The sequence below is a fragment of the Hahella sp. CCB-MM4 genome, assembly GCF_002260525.1.
Classification (GTDB): domain Bacteria; phylum Pseudomonadota; class Gammaproteobacteria; order Pseudomonadales; family Oleiphilaceae; genus Hahella.
Map to the genome: position 1 here is coordinate 43,281 of NZ_MRYI01000012.1, position 21,288 is coordinate 64,568.

General features: G+C 50.9%; 14 protein-coding genes. 5 read left to right on the forward strand and 9 right to left on the reverse strand.

All coding sequences use genetic code 11. The annotated features are described in order from the left end of the window. Positions 1-4 precede the first annotated feature (4 nt). From livM to BTA51_RS18880, 3 genes are all read right to left on the reverse strand, one after another. Entirely contained in the window at positions 5-1,300 is a 1,296-nt protein-coding gene (gene livM / locus BTA51_RS18870; protein WP_094710094.1) for a high-affinity branched-chain amino acid ABC transporter permease LivM, read from the reverse strand. Further along, entirely contained in the window at positions 1,300-2,226 is a 927-nt protein-coding gene (gene livH, locus BTA51_RS18875; RefSeq protein ID WP_094710096.1) for a high-affinity branched-chain amino acid ABC transporter permease LivH, read from the reverse strand. Before livH ends, livM begins: the two co-directional genes overlap by 1 nt. A gap of 159 nt (positions 2,227-2,385) precedes the next feature. After that, positions 2,386-3,507 carry a branched-chain amino acid ABC transporter substrate-binding protein gene (locus BTA51_RS18880; RefSeq protein WP_094710098.1) on the reverse strand — a complete coding sequence of 374 codons (1,122 nt, stop codon included), beginning with the start codon at positions 3,505-3,507 and terminating at the stop codon, positions 2,386-2,388. A gap of 393 nt (positions 3,508-3,900) precedes the next feature. Here BTA51_RS18880 and BTA51_RS18885 point away from each other — a divergent pair, with 393 nt between their 5' ends. Continuing rightward, on the forward strand, positions 3,901-4,662 hold the full coding sequence (locus tag BTA51_RS18885; RefSeq protein ID WP_094710100.1) for a DUF3047 domain-containing protein: 762 nt from the start codon (positions 3,901-3,903) through the stop codon (positions 4,660-4,662). Between the two features lie 21 nt (positions 4,663-4,683). Here BTA51_RS18885 and lon read toward each other — a convergent pair whose 3' ends face one another. After that, entirely contained in the window at positions 4,684-7,113 is a 2,430-nt protein-coding gene (gene lon, locus BTA51_RS18890) for an endopeptidase La (protein ID WP_094710102.1), read from the reverse strand. A 291-nt stretch (positions 7,114-7,404) separates the two neighbouring features. Between lon and BTA51_RS18895 the strand changes: the two genes are divergently transcribed. Further along, positions 7,405-8,265, forward strand: a complete 861-nt coding sequence (locus BTA51_RS18895; RefSeq protein ID WP_094710104.1) for a tetratricopeptide repeat protein — start codon at positions 7,405-7,407, stop codon at positions 8,263-8,265. 98 nt (positions 8,266-8,363) lie between these two features. Here the strand turns inward: BTA51_RS18895 and BTA51_RS18900 are convergent, their stop codons facing one another. From BTA51_RS18900 to BTA51_RS18920, 5 genes are all read right to left on the reverse strand, one after another. Beyond that, complete coding sequence (locus tag BTA51_RS18900) at positions 8,364-8,933, reverse strand: hypothetical protein (protein ID WP_094710106.1); 570 nt, start codon at positions 8,931-8,933, stop codon at positions 8,364-8,366. A 279-nt stretch (positions 8,934-9,212) separates the two neighbouring features. Continuing rightward, positions 9,213-12,083, reverse strand: a complete 2,871-nt coding sequence (locus BTA51_RS18905; protein WP_094710108.1) for an FAD-binding and (Fe-S)-binding domain-containing protein — start codon at positions 12,081-12,083, stop codon at positions 9,213-9,215. 112 nt (positions 12,084-12,195) lie between these two features. Continuing rightward, positions 12,196-12,861, reverse strand: coding sequence for a lactate utilization protein C (locus BTA51_RS18910; protein ID WP_094710110.1), 666 nt, complete (start codon positions 12,859-12,861; stop codon positions 12,196-12,198). Further along, positions 12,858-14,312, reverse strand: coding sequence for a LutB/LldF family L-lactate oxidation iron-sulfur protein (locus BTA51_RS18915; protein WP_094710112.1), 1,455 nt, complete (start codon positions 14,310-14,312; stop codon positions 12,858-12,860). Before BTA51_RS18915 ends, BTA51_RS18910 begins: the two co-directional genes overlap by 4 nt. Continuing rightward, positions 14,309-15,073, reverse strand: a complete 765-nt coding sequence (locus BTA51_RS18920) for a (Fe-S)-binding protein (RefSeq protein ID WP_246841094.1) — start codon at positions 15,071-15,073, stop codon at positions 14,309-14,311. Before BTA51_RS18920 ends, BTA51_RS18915 begins: the two co-directional genes overlap by 4 nt. A 423-nt stretch (positions 15,074-15,496) precedes the next feature. Here BTA51_RS18920 and pdhR point away from each other — a divergent pair, with 423 nt between their 5' ends. The 3 genes from pdhR (at position 15,497) to aceF (ending at position 21,151) form a co-directional block, all read left to right on the forward strand. Continuing rightward, on the forward strand, positions 15,497-16,261 hold the full coding sequence (gene pdhR, locus BTA51_RS18925) for a pyruvate dehydrogenase complex transcriptional repressor PdhR (protein WP_094710116.1): 765 nt from the start codon (positions 15,497-15,499) through the stop codon (positions 16,259-16,261). A gap of 258 nt (positions 16,262-16,519) precedes the next feature. Beyond that, positions 16,520-19,180 (forward strand): pyruvate dehydrogenase (acetyl-transferring), homodimeric type, encoded by a 2,661-nt coding sequence (gene aceE, locus BTA51_RS18930; RefSeq protein ID WP_094710118.1) that lies wholly within the window; start codon positions 16,520-16,522, stop codon positions 19,178-19,180. A 15-nt stretch (positions 19,181-19,195) separates the two neighbouring features. Then, the gene (gene aceF / locus BTA51_RS18935) at positions 19,196-21,151 is read left to right on the forward strand and encodes a pyruvate dehydrogenase complex dihydrolipoyllysine-residue acetyltransferase (RefSeq protein WP_094710120.1); all 1,956 of its coding nucleotides are present in this window, start codon (positions 19,196-19,198) and stop codon (positions 21,149-21,151) included. Positions 21,152-21,288: the final 137 nt, after the last annotated feature.

Genomic DNA, 21,288 nt, shown 5'->3' on the forward strand with positions numbered 1-21,288 from the left:
ATACTTACTCCTGCTTCAGTTCGATATGGGGTCGTTTCATGGGGAGAAGCCCTTGTGGACTCCAGATCATCATGACAACCATCATCAAGCCAAACATGAGTTCGCGGTACTCTTGGAACTCCCGAGCCAGTTCAGGAAGGATCGTGATCAGGATCGCTGCCAGAATTACCCCGATTTGTGATCCCATGCCGCCTAATACAACGATGGCCAGGATGATGACAGACTCCTTGAACACGAAGGATTCGGGGTTGATAAAGCCCTGGCGGGCGGCAAAGAAACATCCGGCGAATCCGGCGAATGCAGCTCCCATGGTAAAGGCCGACAGTTTGATTGCTGTACGGTTAAGGCCCAGAGAGCGGCAGGCGATTTCATCTTCCCTGAGTGCTTCCCAAGCGCGTCCGACAGGCATGCGAATCAGGCGGCGAATAACAAACAGAGTCAGGAATACCAGCAACAAAGCCAGCAGGTAGAGGAAGACAACCTTTGACGCGGGGTCATAGGACATGCCGAAGAATTCATGGAAGGGTACATTGCCTTCACTTGCCCGGCGGGTGAATTCTAAGCCGACTACAGAGAATTCAGGATCTGTCTGAATCGCTGGAAGCGTTGGCTTTGGAATACCGCCGATACCATTGGGGCCACCGGTCAAGTCCGTTAAGTTGTTAAGCAGAATGCGAATAATCTCACCAAACCCGAGTGTTACGATTGCCAGGTAATCCCCTCTTAAACGTAAAACAGGGAAGCCGAGCAGGAATCCAAACAGGGCGGCGAGTAGCCCGCCAAGAGGCAGGCAAGCCCAGAATGACCATCCAAAGTCCTGTGCCAGCAGGGCGTAGGTGTATGCGCCAACGGCATAGAACGCTACGTATCCCAAGTCCAGAAGACCTGCAAGCCCTACAACGATATTTAATCCAAGGCCAAGCATGACGTAGATCAGGACCAGTGTTGCCAGGTCGGTGGCGCCACGCTCCATTATAAATGGCCACATTAAAGCACCGAGGATGATCAAGAGAACGCCCGGTTTGATCAATTTGGCCCGGGTGGCATCAGTTGGAAGGAAGTTGCTGATAGTACCGGGTCTGGGTTTTGCCTTGCCCAATTGCGCGAGGATCTGTTCCTTGAATAGCTGGACAAAGAATACGGCGAGGACGCCAGCGGCAATATAACCGAAGGTTGCTGCCGGTGACGTTGCGACGATTAGGTTTACTCCCTCTGTGGTCAATTGAAGACCCATTAACGGGAACGACAGAATAAAAGTAACGCCGGCAGCAAAGAGGGCCGATGACAGGTTGTTTCGCATCAGATTTTCTCCACTTCCGGTTTGCCAAGAATACCCGTTGGCTTGAATAACAGAATCAGTACCAGGAGCCCGAAAGAAACAACGTCTTTGTATTCTGTGCTGAAATAGGCCGCGGTCATACTTTCAGAAATCCCCAGAATCAAACCTCCCAGCATCGCACCTGGAAGGCTTCCAATACCTCCGAGTACAGCAGCAGTAAAGGCTTTCAAGCCTGCGAGGAATCCTATATAGGCGTTAGCGACGCCGTAGTACATTCCCAGAAGTGTGCCGGCGACAGCAGCCAGAGCTGCGCCAATGACAAAGGTTGCGGCAATAACATTATTGGTGTTAATTCCAAGTAAGCCGGCCATCTTCAAATCCTGTGCGGTTGCGCGGCAGGCGCGGCCCAGACGCGAACGACTGATAAAGAGGGTCAGTGCAGTCATGGAAATAAATGTGGCAATAAAAATAATGATCTGCATGTATGAGATGGAAGCTTGAAAGCCATGTTCAGGGCCGAAATTCCAGCCACCGGTGACCACGCTGGGCATGGCAATATCCCGGGCTCCTTGTGAGATCCGAACATAATTTTGCAGGAAGAATGACATCCCGATAGCAGATATCAGTGGTATCAACCGATTGCCTCCACGTAGCGGTCTGTAGGCGACGCGCTCTATGGCCAGGCCAAAGGTGCTGGATACCAGCATGCTGGAAATCAGGGCCACGGCAAATACGATTGGCAGGAATTCAATTCCCAGCATCGATAATCCGGTTATGGCCATGAATGCGATATAGGTGCCGATCATGTATACCTCGCCGTGGGCGAAGTTGATCATACCGATTATGCCGTAGACCATGGTGTAGCCTATGGCGATCAGGGCATAAGTGCTCCCGATAGTTATGCCGTTAATGAGCTGCTGTACGAAGTAGAGGGTCACTTCAAGCATTGGATGGGTACTCCAATTTTATTCTATGTGTCGCCTTTTGAGCCTTTTTGGGGATTTAGGCGGCGGGTCTAATAAAAACACCTTCTTACTTGGGCTGTAATTGTTCGATGCAGTTACAGGTTCGGTAAAGAAGGTGTTCTATTGAGAGCTAAGTTATGCTTAGTTTACTGAGCTTTTGCTACCGTCTGCGTGCCAGGTGTAAACTTCAAAGTCGAAGCCTTTAAGGTCACCTTTGTCGTCAAAAGAGATTTCTCCCATTGGCGTTTTGAAGGTGTGGCTGCGCAGGTATTCCTGGATAGCATCTGTATCCTGGGATTTGGTGGCTGCAACGGCGTCAGCAATGACTTTAACCGCAGCATAAGAGGTCATGACGAACGCTCCGCTAGGATCTTCGCTCTTGTCTTTGAATGCCTGAACCAGATCTTTGTTTTCTGGACGCTGGTCAAATGCAGGTGGCAGAGTAACCAGCAGGCCTTCAGATGCATCGCCTGCAATCTGGCTGATGTCTTTGTTGCCAACACCTTCTGGTCCCATGAACTTGGCCTTGAAGCCTTTCTCTGCTGCCTGACGCAGCATCTGGCCCAGTTCAGGGTGGTATCCACCGTAGTAAACGAAGTCAACTTTCTCTTTCTGCAGCTTGGCAATCAGAGGAGAGAAATCTTTGTCGCCTTTGTTGACACCTTCGAACAGGGCAACATTAACGCCTTTTTCTTCCAGAGTCTTTTTAACAGCAGTCGCAATACCTTCACCGTATTGCTGCTTGTCGTGAATAACTGCTACTTTGGATGGCTTGATTTTGTCAGCAATATAACGACCAGCGGTTGGGCCCTGGTGGCTGTCCAGACCGATGGTGCGGAAAATCATTTTATAGCCGCGCTGGGTAATTTCCGGGTTGGTTGATGCTGGTGAGATAGCAAGGATGCCTTCGTCTTCATATACATCGGAAGCAGGCTGAGTAGAACCGGAACACAGGTGGCCAACTACAAACTTGATACCATCGTTGACAATTTTGTTCGCCACAGCAACGGCTTGCTTTGGTTCGCAGGCGTCGTCATAGCGAATAGCTTCGATTTTATCGCCGTTTACCCCGCCAGCAGCGTTGATTTGCTCAACTGCCATCTCTGCTCCGATGACCTGCATATCACCATACTGGGCAACGTCACCGGTTTGTGGGCCTGCGATTGCAATCTTGATGGTTTCTGCATTTGCCAGGCTGAAGCTGCCAGCCAACAAGACAGAGGCGCTTAAACCGAGCACTTTCTGAGCGACTTTCTTTTTCATTATATTGTCTTCCCGAGTTTAGTAGTTTTAATCGTGTTTCCGTACTGGAGTCGGTGCAGTGAAAGGTGGTCAGACGTGCCAAGCAACCTTCAAACTGTACCGCACATACGGTAAAACAGTCTGGAATATACCCCCAAAGTACCAACAAGAAAAGGGCTGGCGACTGTTCCACGATGGTTATCAGCCAGTAACAGGGTATACGTTCTGTCAAAGGCAGGATTGCTCTAACAAGTGATGCATGTTTTGGTTAAAAAAAAGGTGCCCAAACGGCACCTTCAAAGCGTCTATAAGAAAGACAGGACAAAACATCATCACAACTGGTAAGTTGCCAAGTATAGTTTTTTTGATTTGTCGTTCGACATACGTGATTCCCGCAGTTTGTGAGGGGCTGTTATGAGTAAAAATATCCGCCGCTTTGCCATGGTGGTGGGCGTTGGAGGTTTGTTCCTGGTAGGGGCAGGCGGCAGCTGGGCAGATAGCATGGAAAACAGGCTTGAACTGCTGGGGTTACAGGAGTCAGATATTGCGGATCAGGGCCTGCCTGAGAACTGGAAGCCGGTCTTTTTCCCTAAAATTTCCCAACATACACGCTACCGGATTGTAAAAGACGGCGATGTTATTGCCGTTGAGGCAAATGCTGATCGTTCGGCTTCAGGGATTATCCGCGAGATCGAATATTCTGTTTCGGAATTTCCGATATTGCAGTGGAGCTGGAAGATATCATCCGTCTATGAGCGAGGCGATTTCACTAAGAAGTCCGGGGATGATTATCCCGCTCGTGTATACATCACTTTTGACTCTTCCGGAGTGGAACTGAGCTGGTGGGAAAAACTGCAGGTAAAGTCCTATGAATTGATCTACGGAGAAACACCACCACTGGCAACCTTGTCTTATATATGGGCTAATCGGGGTAAGGTGGGTACGATTGTCGACAATCCATATACCGGCAGAGTGAAAATGGTGTTGGTCAATTCCGGTAATGACCAGGCGGGGCGGTGGGTGAGTCAGGAACGTAATCTGAGGGAGGATTTTGTCGCAGCTTTTGGCTATGAGCCGCCTCCAGTTTCAGCGATTGCCATCATGACTGACGGAGATAATACCCAGAGCTCCACCACCAGTTGGTATGGAGCTCTGAGGGCCGTTAAATCTCCCTGAGTCCTGTCTTTTCAGCAGGCTTCAGCCTTCAAACATGATGCTCTGAACCTGCTGGAAGTTTTTGGCAAAGTGCACCGTCATTCCTGCTTTTATATAGTCCGGCAATTCTTCAAAGTCCCTGCGATTGGCTTCAGGTAATACGACCTCTTTAATTCCCAGACGTTTGGCCGCAATGACTTTCTCTCGAATACCTCCTACCGGGAATACTTGACCGGTCAAGGTTAGTTCTCCTGTCATCGCCACGTTCGCTTTAGGCGATTGGTTTCGGGCGAGGGACAATAGCGCCGTGGCCATGGTAATGCCCGCACTTGGGCCATCTTTGGGAGTGGCCCCCTCTGGAACATGCAGGTGAACAAAGGCCTTGTCGAAAAACGCTTGGTCACCTTTGAATTTTTTCAGATTGGCAGAAACATAACTGTAGGCGATTTCTGCCGATTCCCGCATGACATCACCCAGCTTTCCGGTAAGTTTGAATCCTCGATTGCTGGAGTGAATCAGTTGCGCTTCAATAGGGAGTGTCGCTCCGCCCATTGCTGTCCAGGCTAGTCCGGTTACCACTCCCACGCCCCCTAAGCTGGTTTCTTTTTTGAAAAACGGAGGGCCAAGATATTCATGCAGTTGCTTGATGCCGACGCTGATTTTTTTCTCAGGGTGCTCCATCAGCTTCACAATGGCTTTACGCACGATGCGGTGTAGCAGTTTTTCCAGCGTCCGGACACCTGCTTCACGGGCATAGCCTTCAACCAGCTCCTTTAATGCAGGATCTGAAATCACCAGCTGTTTTTTCTTCAGCTTGGCTTTGCTAAGGAGTTTAGGCCATAAGTGGTTCCGTGCAATCGCGACTTTTTCCTCGGTGATGTATCCAGACAGTCTGATGATGTCCATCCTGTCCAAAAGAGGCCCGGGGATGGTATCAAGCTGGTTGGCAGTACACACGAACAGAACTTTTGAAAGATCCAGGCGTAAGTCGAGATAGTGATCCAGGAACTCGCTGTTTTGCTCTGGATCCAAAGTTTCCAGTAATGCACTGGCTGGATCCCCCTGGTAAGAGGAGCCGATCTTGTCGATTTCATCCAGCATGATCACAGGGTTGGCTGTGCCGACATCCTTCAGCGCCTGCACCATTTTGCCCGGAAGAGCGCCTATGTAAGTTCGACGGTGTCCTTTAATTTCCGCTTCATCACGCATGCCCCCGAGGCTGAAGCGATAGAACTCGCGCCCCAGAGCGCTGGCAATCGATTTACCTATAGAGGTTTTTCCCACACCCGGCGGTCCAACCAGCAATAGAATAGAGCCGGACACTTCACCTTTGAACGCGCCTTCCGCCAGGAATTCGATAATGCGGTCTTTTACGTCAGCGAGGCCATCGTGCTCGCGGTTGAGAATGTCCCGTGCGTGAGAAATATCCAATTTGTCCTTGGATGTGTGGCCCCAAGGCACCTGGGTTAACCAGTCCAGGTAGTTTCGGGTGACACCGTATTCCGGTGAGCCGGTTTCCAGGACTGATAGCTTTTTAAGCTCATCCTCAAAGCGGCGGTTTACATGCTCCGGCGGTTCCAGGGCTGCCATGCGGTCGCTGAACATCTCAACGTCAGCGGTACGGTCGTCTTTTGCCAGGCCGAGTTCTTTCTGGATGATTTTGAGTTGTTCCCGCAGAAAGAATTCCCGTTGCCTTTCCGATATTTTTTCATTGACCTCTGCGCTGATCCGAGTCTGAAGTTGGGCAACTTCCAGCTCGTTTTTCAGCAATAGCAGGACTTTTTCCATTCTGCTCAGTAGCGGTACTGTATTCAGCACATCCTGTAATTTGTGGCTTTTGGCTGAAGTAATGGCTGCAGCAAAATCGGCCAGAGCGGAGGGTTCATCCGGGCTGAAACGGCTGAGGTAGTTTTTCAGCTCTTCGCTGTACAGAGGATTCAACGGCAACAGCTCTTTAATCGTATTGATCAGCGCCATGGCGTAGGCTTTAATTTCATTCTCCGACTCTTTGGCCGGCTGAGGGTATTCGACTTCCACCAGATATGGTGGTGTCCTTCGTAACCACTGAACGATTTTGAAGCGTTGCAGTCCCTGGGCAATAAACTGGAATTTATCTTCCTGTCGGGATGGCTTGTGTACTTTTACCACACAGCCATAAGTGGCGAGCGAGTCGCTGTCGGGTACTTGTTGTGGATCATAGTCGTCTTCCACGAAACACAGACCCAGTACCTTATGGTCGGTGTTGGCGACGCGTTTAAGCGTTTCTTCCCATTGAGGGGCATTGAACACCAGCGGCTGCACCTGGGCTGGGAAAAATGGACGGTTGGTTACCGGCAACAGATAGATTCGTTTGGGAAGAACCTGATGTGGAAGAATCAGGGTTCCCGACTGCTCGCCTTCAATGTCTCCCTCGTCGCGGCTGATAAATTCCGCTTCGAGATCCAGCTCGTTTTCCAGTTCTAATTCGCTCATGATACTTTTGAATTCCGTTGTCCGGTTTGCTACCAATTATTCATTAAGTAGGGGTGATTGAGCCGGACTTAAACCCCTGGGCATATTTAAAAACTTTTCAGGAATTCGAATGTCATTCATGAGGTAATGAGAGATTGCAAAATTCTCGACTTGCCCACATATTCGTCTGTAAATGTGTTCTTCGATAAACGTATTCTTTCTATAAGATAAACGTATTCTTTCAATAAATAGAATGTAGGCGTGCCTGTATGGGCATGAGCAATTAACCATAATCTAAAGAGAACGGCCCTGATGTCTTCTGAAATGATATTCGATGCAGATCTGCAGAATTTCCAGACTGCGGTGGTGGAAAAATCCATGCAAATGCCGGTCTTGGTGGATTTCTGGGCCGACTGGTGTGCTCCATGTAAGCAGCTAATGCCCGTTCTGGAAAAAGTGGTGTCAGATTATCAAGGGGCAGTGCTATTGGCTAAGGTCAATGCAGACCAGCAGAAGGAGCTGACGGCTCATTTTGGTGTTCGTAGTCTGCCAACCGTCAAATTAATTGTGCAGGGGCGTATCGCAGGAGATTTATCCGGCGCTCAAACGGAGTCCCAGGTCAGGAAATTCCTGGAGCCCCATGTTTCCAGTCCTGCAGAGGACAGATTGGATAAAGCCAAGCAACTCATCGACGAAGGGGCATTAGATCAGGCCTTTGAAATACTTCAGGAAATGAACCTGGCCGATCCGGGCAATGCCAACGTGTTGCTTGCCATTGCCTCACTAAAATTAACCCAGGGAAGCATAGATGAGTGTCGGCAGATCATCGATAGCATTCCTAAAGACCAGAGAGACAACTCCGAATATAAGCAGCTTTTATCTCGTCTGAGATTTGCCGAGAAAGCTGATGAGCTGGAGCCGCGAAATAAGCTGGAGCAGCGGCTGGCCAAGGATGGGCAAGATCTGGATACGTTGTTCCAATTGGCGATGCACGATGTGATGTCGGATGACTTTGATAAAGCCATCAGTCGCCTGATGCAGATTCTAGGGGTCGATCGGGAATTTAATGACGGAAAGGCCCGAAGCACACTGATTGAGTTGTTCGATATGCTGGGCGCTGCTCATCCCCTGGTACGTCAGTACCGGCGTCAATTATACGCCTTGCTGCATTAATGTAGGTTTTGCTGCTTAAATGTATTGCTTTGCTTTAGCGGTCGTCGAAAATGCTGCCATCCAAAGTTTAATCCGCGTGCTTGGAGACGCGTGTTCCTTTAGCGACTTTGGATGATGATATTCGCTTCGACGGACATGGATTGGATTGCAAAGTTGCCCCGATTATCGTCTGTGCTCAAGGTGCTTCGCATATTGGAGATCTCAACCTGATTCACGGTGTTGGACAGGTTGATATTGACGCCCTTGTCCACGTCATGTGAATGACTGTAATTGTCTGCTTTGTCGAAATTAATCACGACCTCAGCCAATGAATTTTCAACCTGGTTGTTGCTCTGGGTGATCTCTGAATAGGTCACCAGGGAAGTGCGCTGTAGCTGTTCCTGATGAATTTCCTCCACAGCGGGCGAGTTGGGTTGATTGGGTGTTTCGTTGGCGACGATCATTTCCTTTCGCACGTGGGCGTGGGCTTCTGCCGTCGCTGTCTCGGCGATCTGCTGAGAGACGCCGTCAACCTCTAGGGAAGTACCGGCAGAAGCGGCAGGTAATCCGGGGAAGTGAATTTCCGCAAGTCCTGATTCATCTAACTGTTCAACGGCTGCCAGATTGGCTGAGAGTAAGACAAACCCGCTTAACAGGCAGCCTTTGGCAAACAAGGAGCAGGCGTTCATCGTTCATCCCCGGCGTTGGTTTGGTCGAGACTTCCCAGAGCCAAATTTATGAGAGTGAGTCGCAGCAGACGATATTCCTACCGAGTTTCCAAAGCAGGGATATTCCGGAGCGGATTATATGTAAGTTCACGTAACGAAATATTGTGTTTTGTAGTCTATCCCGTACCCACCTGCCAATGAAGTGGGATAACGAGATATAACCTCCAAATTCCTTTTTATTTGAACTCGTTCTCAGGATTTCCTTGTAGGAGCCTCTTACAGGCAGGCCGATGACTTCCGTCAGTTTGGCTTCGGCTGGCTGACAGCATCCACCAGCAGGCTGATTCCGTGATAATGGATGCCTGAGTGCAGTGACAGACCTATTTCACAAGTACGGCTATTGGAAACTCCTGACTCGCATTGTTTTTCTTCCACCTGAGCCTTCAATGGCAACAGGGCCGAGGCATTGAGTTCCGGGCGGGAAAAGCCCTTGTCTCCAGCGAATCCGCAACAGGTGATATCTTCCGGGATAAAGATCTCAGTGCAGCAGACCTTGGCAATATGGGTGAGTTTTCCTGCAAGCCCCATTTTAGTGGTGCTGCAGGTTATATGCAGGGCAGTGGGTTGGTTCATGGGATGAATTTCAAGACGCTGAAGCAAGTGGTCATGAATAAATTCAACGGTGTCCAGAATGTGAATTTGCTGGAATTCAGGAAGTGTTTTGACCTGATCCAGTAATCGCATGGTGCAGGGGCTGGTATCGGAAAAGATGGGATACTTTCCATATTCGCTGGCTTGCCATAGGGCACTCAGGAGTTGTTCTGCCTTTTGATTGGCTGTGTCGAAAAAGCCTTTGCTTTGAAATGGCATGCCGCAACAAAGACTGTCCAGGGACTCTGGGAAAATAACTTCATAACCGGCCTTTTTCAGTAGTGACAGATTGGCCTGTGTAACTGCCTGTGAATTAGCATCCCCTCTTGCCGGTCCCATGGTTCGGGTAGCGCAGCTGGAAAAATAGACAGCCTTGTATACAAGGTCATCTGGCTGGCAGGGCGGGCTGCCAGAACTTGGAGTCCTTTTACTGGTTGGCAGGCGCGGCGCCGCTTTGGGTAGATAAGGATGCCAGGTCGGAACCTTTCCTCCACTGACTTTCGTGATCGTAGAACTGGCACCTCCAAGAATTCCGGGGCCTAACAACTGGTGCATTTTGTCGGCGGCTGCCAGCATGACTCTGGTGGTGGCGGTCATTCCAGCGAAGTGACCTGCTGCCCACTGGGCTTTCCCTGCCTGAGGTAGGTTCTGCCGGTGGCGGTGCAGCCTGGTCAAATCTCCGGTGTTGATGCCGACAGGGCAGCTGGTGGCGCAGAGCCCGCAGGCAGCACAGGTGTCGTCACCTTGATAGAGGTAGTCCCTTTGCAATTCTGCCAAAGAGGCGGAATCTTCATTGCTTGTCTCCAACCGTGCTATTTCCCGCGAAATAACGATTCTTTGACGTGGCGTGAGTGTAAGATTTCTGGAGGGGCATACGGGTTCGCAAAATCCACATTCAATGCATTTGTCGACCAGAGAGTCTACCACCGGCATCGGCTTCAGATTTTTCAAGTGGACTTCAAGATCAGAGTTCAGGATCACCCCGGGATTCAGGATGTTGTTGGGGTCCAGTAATCCCTTTATCTCTTGCATAATCGCGTAAGCTTCTTCTCCCCATTCCAGGGCGACAAAGGGAGCCATATTACGGCCCGTGCCATGCTCTGCTTTCAGAGACCCTCCGTACTCCACGGCAACCAGATGGGCAACATCTTCCATCAGGTCGCGATACCGGTCGATAGCGGCCGGATCATTCAAATCCTGGGCAAAGACAAAGTGCAGGTTACCTTCCAGGGCATGGCCGAAAATCAATGCATCCTGGTATTGGTGTCGATCGAATAATGACTGTAGTTTTAATACGCCATCAGCGAGATCCGCAACCGGGAAGGCCACGTCTTCAATAACTACCGTAGTGCCTGTGTTACGCAGTGCGCCGAGGGCGGGAAACAAGCCCTTGCGAATATTCCACAACTGGGCGATTTGCTCCGGGACTTCCGTAAATGGCAGTTGATTGATTACCGTGAATCCGGACAGGACTTGAGAAATGGCTTCCTTCCGGTCATTCAACAATGACTGATCGGCTGCTCTGGTTTCAATGAGGAGAGCTGCTGCACCATCTGGTAGCTGTTTCACGAAATCGGGGACACCGGATTTGCTTTCTATCGCTGATAGTCCTCGGCGGTCAATCAGTTCAACCGCATCGACGGGTGAAGATTTCAGTGCGGAGACGGCCTCACAGGTGGTTTTTACATCGGCAAAGAAAACCAGAGTCGTTGCTTTGCAGGGATGGTCCTCAACAGTTTGGTAGGTGATGTTGGAAATGAACCCCAATGTCCCTTCTGAACCAATCATAAGGTGAGTCAAAATATCAATGGGGTCGTCATAGTCCAGCAGGGCGTTCAGGCCGTATCCTGTGGTGTTTTTAAGGCGGTACTTGTGGCGGATTTTCTTCTCCAGATTGGCGTTGGAGAGAATTTTCTGCCGAAGCTTCAGTAATCCCTGCAGAACGTCACCATGAGTCTGTGCAAAGGTGAGGCGACTGTTGTGGTCTGCGGTATCCAATATGGTGCCGTCAGCAAGAATGAGTCGCATATCAGCCAGGGTGTGGTAGCTGTTATGTTTCGTTCCACAGCACATACCGCTGGCATTGTTGGCGGCAATGCCTCCGATTCTGGCGGCATTAATAGAAGCTGGATCGGGACCTATTTTACGGGAGAAAGGCGCTAGATATTGGTTGGCGTGAGCGCCGATGATACCGGGTTGAAGCTTGATCCTGCTGCCGTTTTCCAAAATCTCGTGCTGTCTCCAGCCCTGCAGTTGTACGAGTATGGAGTCCGTCACCGCTTGGCCTGACAGACTGGTGCCGGCTGCCCGAAAGGTCAGTGGAGCGCCAAACTCCTGAGCTGATTTGATCAGATGAACAATCTCGGCTTCAGACTCCGCTCTTACTACAAGCTGAGGAATCAGCCGGTAGAAGCTCGCATCAGTTCCGTAGGCCAGGCGCCGAAGTTGGTCCTGGATTAACCGGTCAGACGGAATCTGGGTGGCGAGCTTTTGAATAAATGCTGTCAGGTTGGATGTCATCTCAGTTCCCAATATCGCTGTTTACTTCTTCGCTAGAGGATTCTCAAATCCTTCGCGGTATTGACGGGGCTTGGCGTCTGTCTTTGATCAGTCGTTAGCCCTTGAACAGTCGTCAGCCATCGATCAAAAGCACAATCAGGCGTTTTGGACCATGGGCGCCATAAGCCAGGGTCTGCTGGATATCGGCAGTTTTGGATGGTCCCGAGATAAGCAACAGGTTGGTGGGTAATGGCTTCATATATTCCTTATCTGCAAAGGCTTCAAACTGATTTTGATATAGGGTGTTCGCATCCAGCCAGACGTAGTTAACCGGCGGCACCAGGGATAATGTTCTCGGCTCTCCGGGGCCGGACTTCACTATTAGCGTGCCGGTTTCCGCTATGCCCGCGCTGGCGACGGAAAAGCCTGCCGCTACCCGATGAAATAGATCGTCCTTCATCGATTCAAATGCTTGGTTATAGGGAAGTAGTTCAATTCCTGTGTTTTCCTGCAGTAGTAAGTCCGCAAAACGACTTTGGTCAGCAATCATCAGATTGTGAATTGCCTGGGCGCGCAGATGCTCGAACAAATCGCGACGCCAGTGTTCTGACGTGGTAGGTATGACCTCTCCATGGGCAGCTTCCATGGCTGCCGTAAAGGCACCTACCTTATTTTCGACTTCAACCACTCCGGCTGTCGGATTTTCCATTTGTTCGTGTGCAGGCATGCTGGTGCGGTATTGGCGAAGACGTTGAAGTATGTTGTGACGACTGTTCATCATGGCCTTGGTACCACTCATGGCTGATTCGTTGGGTGATTTGTCTGAGTTCCGGATGCTTTCATCAGATCGTGCAGAGATTTGGACGCAGGTCTTGGCGCAGAACGGTAGCGAGTCCAGGGGCCGATATGAGATGGAATCAGTTTGCGGAACCGGGTGGCGCTCCACAATGTCAGCCGGTATAAAAGAGGGGATCGATTCAACAAGGCCCAGAATTTCCATATCACGGCTTCAGCCGGTTTGCGCAGTTGTCCCTGACCGGCGGTCTGACCTTCTGCTGTGCTGTTGTTGCCGTCATGTCGTAATCGTCGAATCAGATCCGGCAAAGGAATATTCACCGGGCAGGCGTCTCGGCAGGCACCGTTCAGGGAGCAGGCCTGGGTGATATTGCCTGCATTGTTCAATCCCCAGATCTGCGGGGAAACGACCTGGCCAATGGGGCCCGGATAAGTGGAGCCATAGGCATGCCCGCCTATTCTGGTGTAAACCGGGCAATGATTCATGCATGCTCCGCAGCGTATGCAGCGCAGGGTTTGTTGAAGTTGCTTATCCGCATACATACGGGAGCGGCCATTATCCAGCAGCACCAGATGCACTTCTTGAGGCCCGTCCAATTCATCAGGCTTGCGTGGCCCACTGATCATGTTGAAATAAGTTGTGATTGCCTGCCCGGTGGCAGACCGGGTAAGTAAGCGATAGAGCGGAGGAATATCAGCAAGGGACTGGACGACTTTCTCTATGCCGCAAAGCGCGATATGTACTGGAGGAACGGTTGTACTCATACGGCCGTTACCTTCATTTTCCACCAGACATAGCGTGCCTGTTTCGGCGACAGCGAAGTTGACGCCTGACAAACCAACCTCCGCTTCAAAAAACTTTTGGCGCAGCACCTCACGGCCGGTTCCAATCAATTTGTCCACATCTTCGGTATATTCGACGCCAGGAGTCTTTTCATGAAACAGACGCGCTATCTGCTGTTTATTTTTGTGAATCGCCGGCATGATGATATGAGAGGGGGTGGAATGGTCCAGTTGGACAATGTATTCACCCATATCACTTTCCAGGGCTTCAATGCCGTGATCTGCGAGGAAATGGTTCAGACCGATTTCCTCAGATGCCATGGATTTTCCTTTGACCATGCGTGTTGCCTGATGATCCCGCATGATGCCCAGGATAATGTTATTCGCCTGCTCGGCAGTTTCAGCCCAATGCACCTGGATGCCGTTGCTAACACATTGGGCTTCCAGTTGTTCGAGCAGGTCCGGCAGTTGTTGCAGGCATCGATTTCGGACCTGTTCACCTCTTTTCCGTAATGCTTCCAGGTCCTCTTGGTCCGGGAACATGGCGGCGCGCTTCTGCATGAGAAAATCCATGGCTCCACGAAAATTTCCTCGTAGTTCCTGGTCTGCGAGAGCCTCGTTGACACGGTTCTTGAAGTTGAGGTTGATATGGCCTGCATCCTGAGTTGTCATTGGGTGCGCTCCCATATAAATGAAGCAACGTGTTTACCATTCAGCTGATCGCCTCGTTTCTCAATGGCTCCGGTAATATTCATCATGCAGCCACAATCCCCCGTAACCAGCTGTTGAGCTCCCGTGGCCATCAGGCTGTCACATTTGTCCTGCACCATGGCGTTGGATATCTCTGGGGCCTTTACAGAAAAAGTGCCTCCGAAACCGCAACACTCATTGGCGCGTTCCTGTTGGACTACAGCGACATTGCCAAGCTGATTCAGCAGTTTCTGTGTTTGATGGGATGTTCGCATGTGACGCTGGGCGCTGCAGGAGTGGTGCACAACGATTTTGACGGGCTCTCCCTGATCTTTGAGTTGAATGTGGCATACCTCAACCAGGAACTCTGTCAATTCATATGTCCGTTCCGCCAGTGAGCGGGCAGCCTGTTCCAGGGAGGACCCTTCAAATAAGGAAGGATATTGCTCTCTGATCATGCTGGCGCAGGAAGCTGACGGCACAACGACGGGGATGTCTTTCGGGAAACAGGCGATCTGGGCTGCCGCAACGGATCGGGCCTCGTCATCGTAACCAGAATTGTAGGCCGGTTGTCCACAGCAGGATTGCTCAGGAGGGAAGAACACAGCGATACCTTCCCGTTCAATAAGTTGTATGCCGTGGAGGCCTGCTTCAGGGTAAAACAGGTCGATAAGGCAGGTGCCGAAGAAGTAAACCTGCTTGGGCTTTTCCGGATAGTCTCTGGTCATAGTGGTGCCGTGCATACTGTGGTTTTCAATTATTTTCAGGGCTAGCGAATGCCAATCAAGAGCTATCGGTCGCCAATATAAAGCCATTTATTGTCAATTCAGAGCTGTCGGTTACCAACAAGTGCATTCAACAGGGGTCTGATTAGAGGTTCTGAATAGAGAAAAATCAGATGGAAATTTTAAACACTTGTTTGACGAAATTGGTAATACCAATTTACCAAAAGCTTTTGTTAAAGTATGATGGACTCTCATGAGAGTCAATAGGAGGGTGGGATAATCTGCTTAAAAAGTGCTCAATTTAGACTTTGGTCTAAGCTCTGATGCGTAGATTCAGCAGATATGTTAGTCTCCCGCCCGCTCGGATTGGTCATACCAGTTGAGTGGTCATACCATTCCGATATCATGCTAAGCTTACTTGCAGGAGAAGCCGTCGGCGTCATGGCCCAGGTAAAGCCGTTAAAACAGCCCAAGTTGGCTGATGTCATTCTGGATAGTCTGGAACAGATGATTCTGGAAGGTAGCCTGAAGCCCGGCCAGCGATTACCCCCGGAGCGGGCTTTAGCAGTCCAGTTTGAAGTGTCTCGTCCCTCGGTAAGGGAAGCGATTCAAAAGCTGGAAGCCAAGGGGTTGGTGGTACGTCGCCAGGGTGGCGGCAATTATGTCTCCCAGGATCTGGGAAACAGCTATACTGAACCATTGTTCGCGTTGATCAGCCAGCACCCGGAATCCCAATACGATTTGCTGGAATTCAGACATGCTCTGGAAGGTGTTGCTGCCTATTATGCAGCAATACGAGGTACAGAAGCTGATCGCAAGATTATCGAAAAGCGCTATCAGGACTGGTTGCACTATCACGAAGTCAAAGATTCGGAGCACGAGGCGAGGGCTGATGCCGAGTTTCATCTTTCGATAGCGGAAGCGGCGCATAATGTTGTGTTACTTCATACTATGCGCGCATTGTTTACGTTGCTAAAACAGAATATTGTGAGCAACTTGCATTACCTGTACGAAGAAGAGGTGATGCGAAGCAGGATCAAAGATCAGCACACGCGGCTGAAAAACGCGGTGTTGGCGAGAGACCCACAGGAGTCTCGGTCGGCAGCCCACGACCATCTTGCTTATGTAGAAGAAATACTATTAGAAAAAAGCCGGGCTGAGTCCAGGAATCTGCGTTCACTGAGGCGCTTGCAGAATCTGGATTAAGAAACCGCGAGGGATGCCCAATGGGTGTCCGGGTTTCAGTACCGGCAACTGAGTCTGCGTTCAAGACAGACCGGTAAAAATTGCTGCAGGGTGTATCAATTACCGTCATAGCCTGGCTGTGCACGGTCACTTTATTCAAGGAGTTGGTCTGCAACTCCGCTGGGGACTCCGGAAAGTTTTTCGGCTGGTGAGCACTCACGAGGGGCTCGTCAACCTGTAACACAATTACAAACTCTAGCTCTAAAAGGAGTAACCTCTATGCATCAAGATGCCGATCCTATCGAAACCCAGGAATGGCTCGAGTCTATTGAGTCCGTTCTTGAAAACGAGGGCATCGAGCGTGCGACCTATCTGCTGACTCGGCTTGCTGAGCGGGCAACTAGGGATGGGACGCAGCTGCCATACTCTATTACCACTCCCTATCGGAATACGATTCCAGCCTCCCAGGAAGCCCGCATGCCGGGGGATCTGTTCATGGAGCGTCGTATTCGTTCGTTGGTGAGATGGAACGCCTTGGTGATGGTTTTGCGTGCCAACAAGCGTCCAGGTGATCTGGGTGGGCACTTATCCTCCTTTTCTTCCATCGCCACACTGTATGACGTTGGTTTTAACTACTTTTTCCATGCCGGTGACGAAAAGCGCCAGGGTGACCTGATTTATTGGCAGGGGCATACCTCCCCAGGTCTTTATGCCCGTTCCTTCCTGGAAGGCCGTATTACCGAAGAGCAGATGGATAACTATCGTCGGGAAGTGGACGGCAACGGTCTGTCTTCCTATCCGCATCCATGGCTGATGCCTGACTACTGGCAGTTCCCAACCGTTTCCATGGGGCTTGGGCCAATCCAGGCAATCTATCAGGCTCATGTGATGAAGTACCTGAACAACCGGGAAATGACCACCACTGAAGGACGTAAAGTCTGGTGTTTCGTGGGTGATGGCGAGTGTGATGAGCCGGAAACTCTTGGGGCGATCGGCCTGGCCGGACGTGAACGTCTGGATAACCTGATTTTCGTCATCAACTGTAATCTCCAGCGTCTGGACGGTCCTGTTCGTGGTAACGGCAAAATCATCCAGGAGCTCGAAGGTATCTTCCGTGGCGCTGGCTGGAATGTCCAGAAAGTGGTTTGGGGACGTCTGTGGGATCCAATTCTGGAGAAAGATACCAACGGTGCCCTGCAGCGCCAGATGGACCTTGCGGTCGACGGCGAAATGCAGAATTTCAAATCCAACGGCGGCGGCTATACCCGGGAACATTTCTTCGGTAAAGATCCTGAGGCGTTGAAACTGGTTGAGAGCATGTCTGACGAAGACATCTATAAGCTCAACCGGGGCGGCCATGACCCATACAAAGTTTATGCAGCTTATCATGCGGCAGTGAACCATAAAGGTCAGCCGACGGTCATCCTGGCCCATACCGTTAAAGGTTATGGATTCGGTGAGCAGGGTGAAGCCCAGAACACGACCCACCAGTTGAAGAAGCTGGATATTGAGACGGTGAAGAAATTCCGTGACCGTTTCGGGGTGCCGGTTTCTGATGATGAAATTGAGAACTTGCCATATTACCGTCCTTCCCCGGATTCTCCGGAAATGCTTTATATGAAGAAGCGCCGGGAAAGTCTGGGAGGGTATCTGCCGAAGCGTCAGCCGGATTCGCAGCCCATGCCGATCCCTAAGCTGTCTGACTTTGATGCCGTGCTGAAAGGAAGTGGCGATCGTGAGATCTCTTCCACCATGGCGTTTGTTCGTGTTCTGAACACTCTGACCAAAGACAAGCAAATCGGTAAGCGCATTGTTCCAATCGTCCCTGATGAAGCTCGTACATTTGGTATGGAAGGGATGTTCCGTCAATTGGGGATTTATACTTCTGAAGGTCAGAAATATGTTCCCAATGACCGTAACCAGATCATGTACTACCGGGAAGACAAAAACGGCCAGATCCTCGAAGAGGGGATTAACGAAGCCGGTGCCATGTCTGCCTGGATGGCGGCTGCTACATCCTACAGCACTAACAATTACCCGCTGATTCCGTTCTACATTTATTACTCCATGTTCGGATTCCAGCGTGTTGGTGATCTGGCCTGGGCTGCTGGTGATATGCGTGCCCGTGGCTTCCTGCTGGGTGGTACCGCAGGTCGTACGACATTGAACGGTGAAGGTCTGCAGCACCAGGACGGCCACAGCCATATCCTGTCTGCTACGATTCCTAACTGTATCTCTTATGATCCGGTATTCGGATATGAGGTGGCAGTGATCGTTCGTGAAGGTATGCGTCGCATGTATGCCGAGAACGAAAGCGTGTACTACTACCTCACCTTGATGAACGAAAACTACGCACATCCGGAAATGCCGAAGGGTGCGGAAGAAGGCATCATCAAAGGAATGTACCTGTTCCAGGAAAGCGGCAAGAAAAGTAAAGGTGATGCTAAGGTCCAGTTACTGGGCAGTGGCACTATTTTCCGCGAAGTTCTGGCGGCAGCTGAGCTGCTCAAGAAGGATTACAACGTTGATAGCGATGTATGGTCTGTCACCAGCTTTACCGAGCTGGCGCGTGATGGTCACCATGTACGCCGCTGGAACATGTTGCATCCGGAAGAGCCACGCCGTGAGAGCTATGTGAAGCAGATGCTCAAGGATCGCGAGGGCCCGGTTGTGGCTTCTACCGATTACATGCGTCTGTTTGCGGATCAGGTCCGTCAGTTTATTCCTCAGCAAACGGTTCATGTTCTGGGTACCGATGGTTTCGGTCGCAGTGATACCCGCGAGAAGTTGCGTCATCATTTTGAAGTGGACAGATACTATGTGGTGGTAGCCGCCCTGGATTGTCTGGCCCGCGAAGATAAGATTGAGCGCTCTGTAGTCTCCGATGCGATCAAGAAATACGGCATCGATCCTAACAAACCAAACCCCATCAGCTGCTGATAGAAGGAGATTGACGTGAGTAATATCGAAGTCAAAATTCCTGACATCGGCGGAGCAACCGATGTTGAGGTAATCGAAATTTATGTAAAAGCCGGTGACGAAGTCTCCGTGGATGATCCTTTGCTCGTGCTTGAATCCGACAAAGCGTCCATGGACATTCCGGCCACTTATGCAGGCAAGATTGCTGAATTGAAAGTCGCCATTGGTGACAAGGTTAACGAAGGCGATGTGGTCATGCTGATGAGTGGCGAAGGTGCTGCGTCAGCACCTGCTGAGCCGGCAAAAGTTGAAGCGCCGGTTGCTGCTGAGCCTGCACCGGCTCCGGCCGCACCTGTCGCCGCTGCAGCTCCAGCAGGTGGAACCCGGCTGGAAACCGTTACTGTGCCTGACCTGGGTGGTGCTGAGAATGTTGCCATTATCGAAATCAGCGTTAAGGAAGGCGACGAAGTAGCAGCTGAAGATCCGATCCTGGTATTGGAAACCGATAAAGCTACGATGGAAATTCCTGCGCCCATGGCCGGGAAAATTCAGAAGCTGCTGGTTGAAGTGAATGGTAAGGTCAGTGAAGGCACTCCGATCGCAGAAATGCTGGTTCCTGAAAGTGGTGCAACCGCTGCTCCGGCAACACCTGCTCCGCAACCGGAAGCCGCACCTGCACCAGAAACCGCACCTGCGGCGGCGCCTCAGCAAGCGGGCGGCCTGCAGACGATCACTGTTCCGGATATCGGTGGTTTTGACGGCGTCTCAGTGATTGAGGTAACCGTATCTCCAGGTGATAAGATCGCAGTGGATGATTCCATTCTGGTACTGGAATCTGACAAGGCCACAATGGAAGTTCCATCGCCAGTGGCGGGCGTTGTCAAAAAGGTTCTGGTGAAAGCCAATGATACGGTTAGTGAAGGCTCACCTGTCATTGAAGTAGAAGTCGAGGGCGGGGCTGTTCAGCCTGCTCCTGCCACTGAGAGCAAGCCGGCACCGGCGGCTCCTCAGCCAGCACCTGCTCCAGCGGCACCTGCGCCTGCACAGTCTTCGGTTGCTGAAGTATCTGCATCTGGTGGTAAGGTTCATGCCGGTCCTTCGGTGAGAAAGCTGGCACGTGAATTTGGTGTGGATCTTTCTCTGGTTAAAGGAAGCGGTCCAAAAGGACGCATCATCAAAGAAGATGTGCAGTCATTCGTTAAAGCCGGTATGCAGCAGCTTAAGGCTGGTGGTGCCGTCGCTGCCGGTTCCGGATTGGGTCTGCCGGTCGTCAAGCTGCCTGATTTCTCGCAGTTTGGGAAAATCGACAGATTGCCCATGTCCCGGATTCATCAGCTGACCGCCGACAACATGTCGCGCAACTGGTTGACCGTGCCTCACGTGACTCAGTTTGATGACGCGGATATTACTGATCTGGAAACATTCCGTAAGGATCAGAAAGCTCTGGCGGAGAAAAAAGGTGTACGCCTGACGCCACTGCCCTTCATGTTGAAAGCGTGTGCTTACGCACTGGAAGCTTATCCACAATTCAACGTTTCGTTGGATATGGAAAAGAAAGAAGTGATTCAGAAGCACTTCATCAACATCGGGATGGCTGTAGATACTCCGTCAGGCCTGCTTGTTCCTGTGATCCGTGACGTGAACAAAAAAGGCATCTGGGAATTGGCCCGCGAATGTGCGGAACTGGCGGCCAAGGCGAAAGATAAGAAACTCAAGCCCAACGAAATGCAGGGTGGCTGTTTCACTATCTCCAGCCTGGGAAGTATCGGTGGTACCGCATTCACTCCGATTGTGAACACTCCGGAAGTGGCCATCCTCGGTATCTCCAAAGCATCCATGAAGCCGGTATTTGACGGTAAAGGGTTTGTGCCACGTCTGATGCTGCCATTGAGCCTGTCGTACGATCACCGTGCCATCAATGGTGCTGATGCAGCCAGATTCACCGCCTTGTTAGGTGAGCTGCTGGGCGATATCCGCAAATTGCTGCTCTAGTGGCAACGCTATATTGAATCCTGAACCGGGCCTTGTGCCCGGTTTTTTGTTTCCATTGTGGTACAGATCACAGGTTGATGCGTTATCCCCAAATGCGCTTGAGATGGTGCATTCACTTTGTTAGTTTTCTACAGGAG

Bases quoted from the DNA above. Each gene is read 5' to 3' on its own strand.
- livM (WP_094710094.1), bottom strand. From the start codon at position 1,300: ATGCGAAACAACCTGTCATCGGCCCTCTTTGCTGCCGGCGTTACTTTT.
- livH (WP_094710096.1), bottom strand. From the start codon at position 2,226: ATGCTTGAAGTGACCCTCTACTTCGTACAGCAGCTCATTAACGGCATA.
- BTA51_RS18880 (WP_094710098.1), bottom strand. From the start codon at position 3,507: ATGAAAAAGAAAGTCGCTCAGAAAGTGCTCGGTTTAAGCGCCTCTGTC.
- BTA51_RS18885 (WP_094710100.1), top strand. From the start codon at position 3,901: ATGAGTAAAAATATCCGCCGCTTTGCCATGGTGGTGGGCGTTGGAGGT.
- lon (WP_094710102.1), bottom strand. From the start codon at position 7,113: ATGAGCGAATTAGAACTGGAAAACGAGCTGGATCTCGAAGCGGAATTT.
- BTA51_RS18895 (WP_094710104.1), top strand. From the start codon at position 7,405: ATGTCTTCTGAAATGATATTCGATGCAGATCTGCAGAATTTCCAGACT.
- BTA51_RS18900 (WP_094710106.1), bottom strand. From the start codon at position 8,933: ATGAACGCCTGCTCCTTGTTTGCCAAAGGCTGCCTGTTAAGCGGGTTT.
- BTA51_RS18905 (WP_094710108.1), bottom strand. From the start codon at position 12,083: ATGACATCCAACCTGACAGCATTTATTCAAAAGCTCGCCACCCAGATT.
- BTA51_RS18910 (WP_094710110.1), bottom strand. From the start codon at position 12,861: ATGAGTGGTACCAAGGCCATGATGAACAGTCGTCACAACATACTTCAA.
- BTA51_RS18915 (WP_094710112.1), bottom strand. From the start codon at position 14,312: ATGACAACTCAGGATGCAGGCCATATCAACCTCAACTTCAAGAACCGT.
- BTA51_RS18920 (WP_246841094.1), bottom strand. From the start codon at position 15,073: ATGCACGGCACCACTATGACCAGAGACTATCCGGAAAAGCCCAAGCAG.
- pdhR (WP_094710116.1), top strand. From the start codon at position 15,497: ATGGCCCAGGTAAAGCCGTTAAAACAGCCCAAGTTGGCTGATGTCATT.
- aceE (WP_094710118.1), top strand. From the start codon at position 16,520: ATGCATCAAGATGCCGATCCTATCGAAACCCAGGAATGGCTCGAGTCT.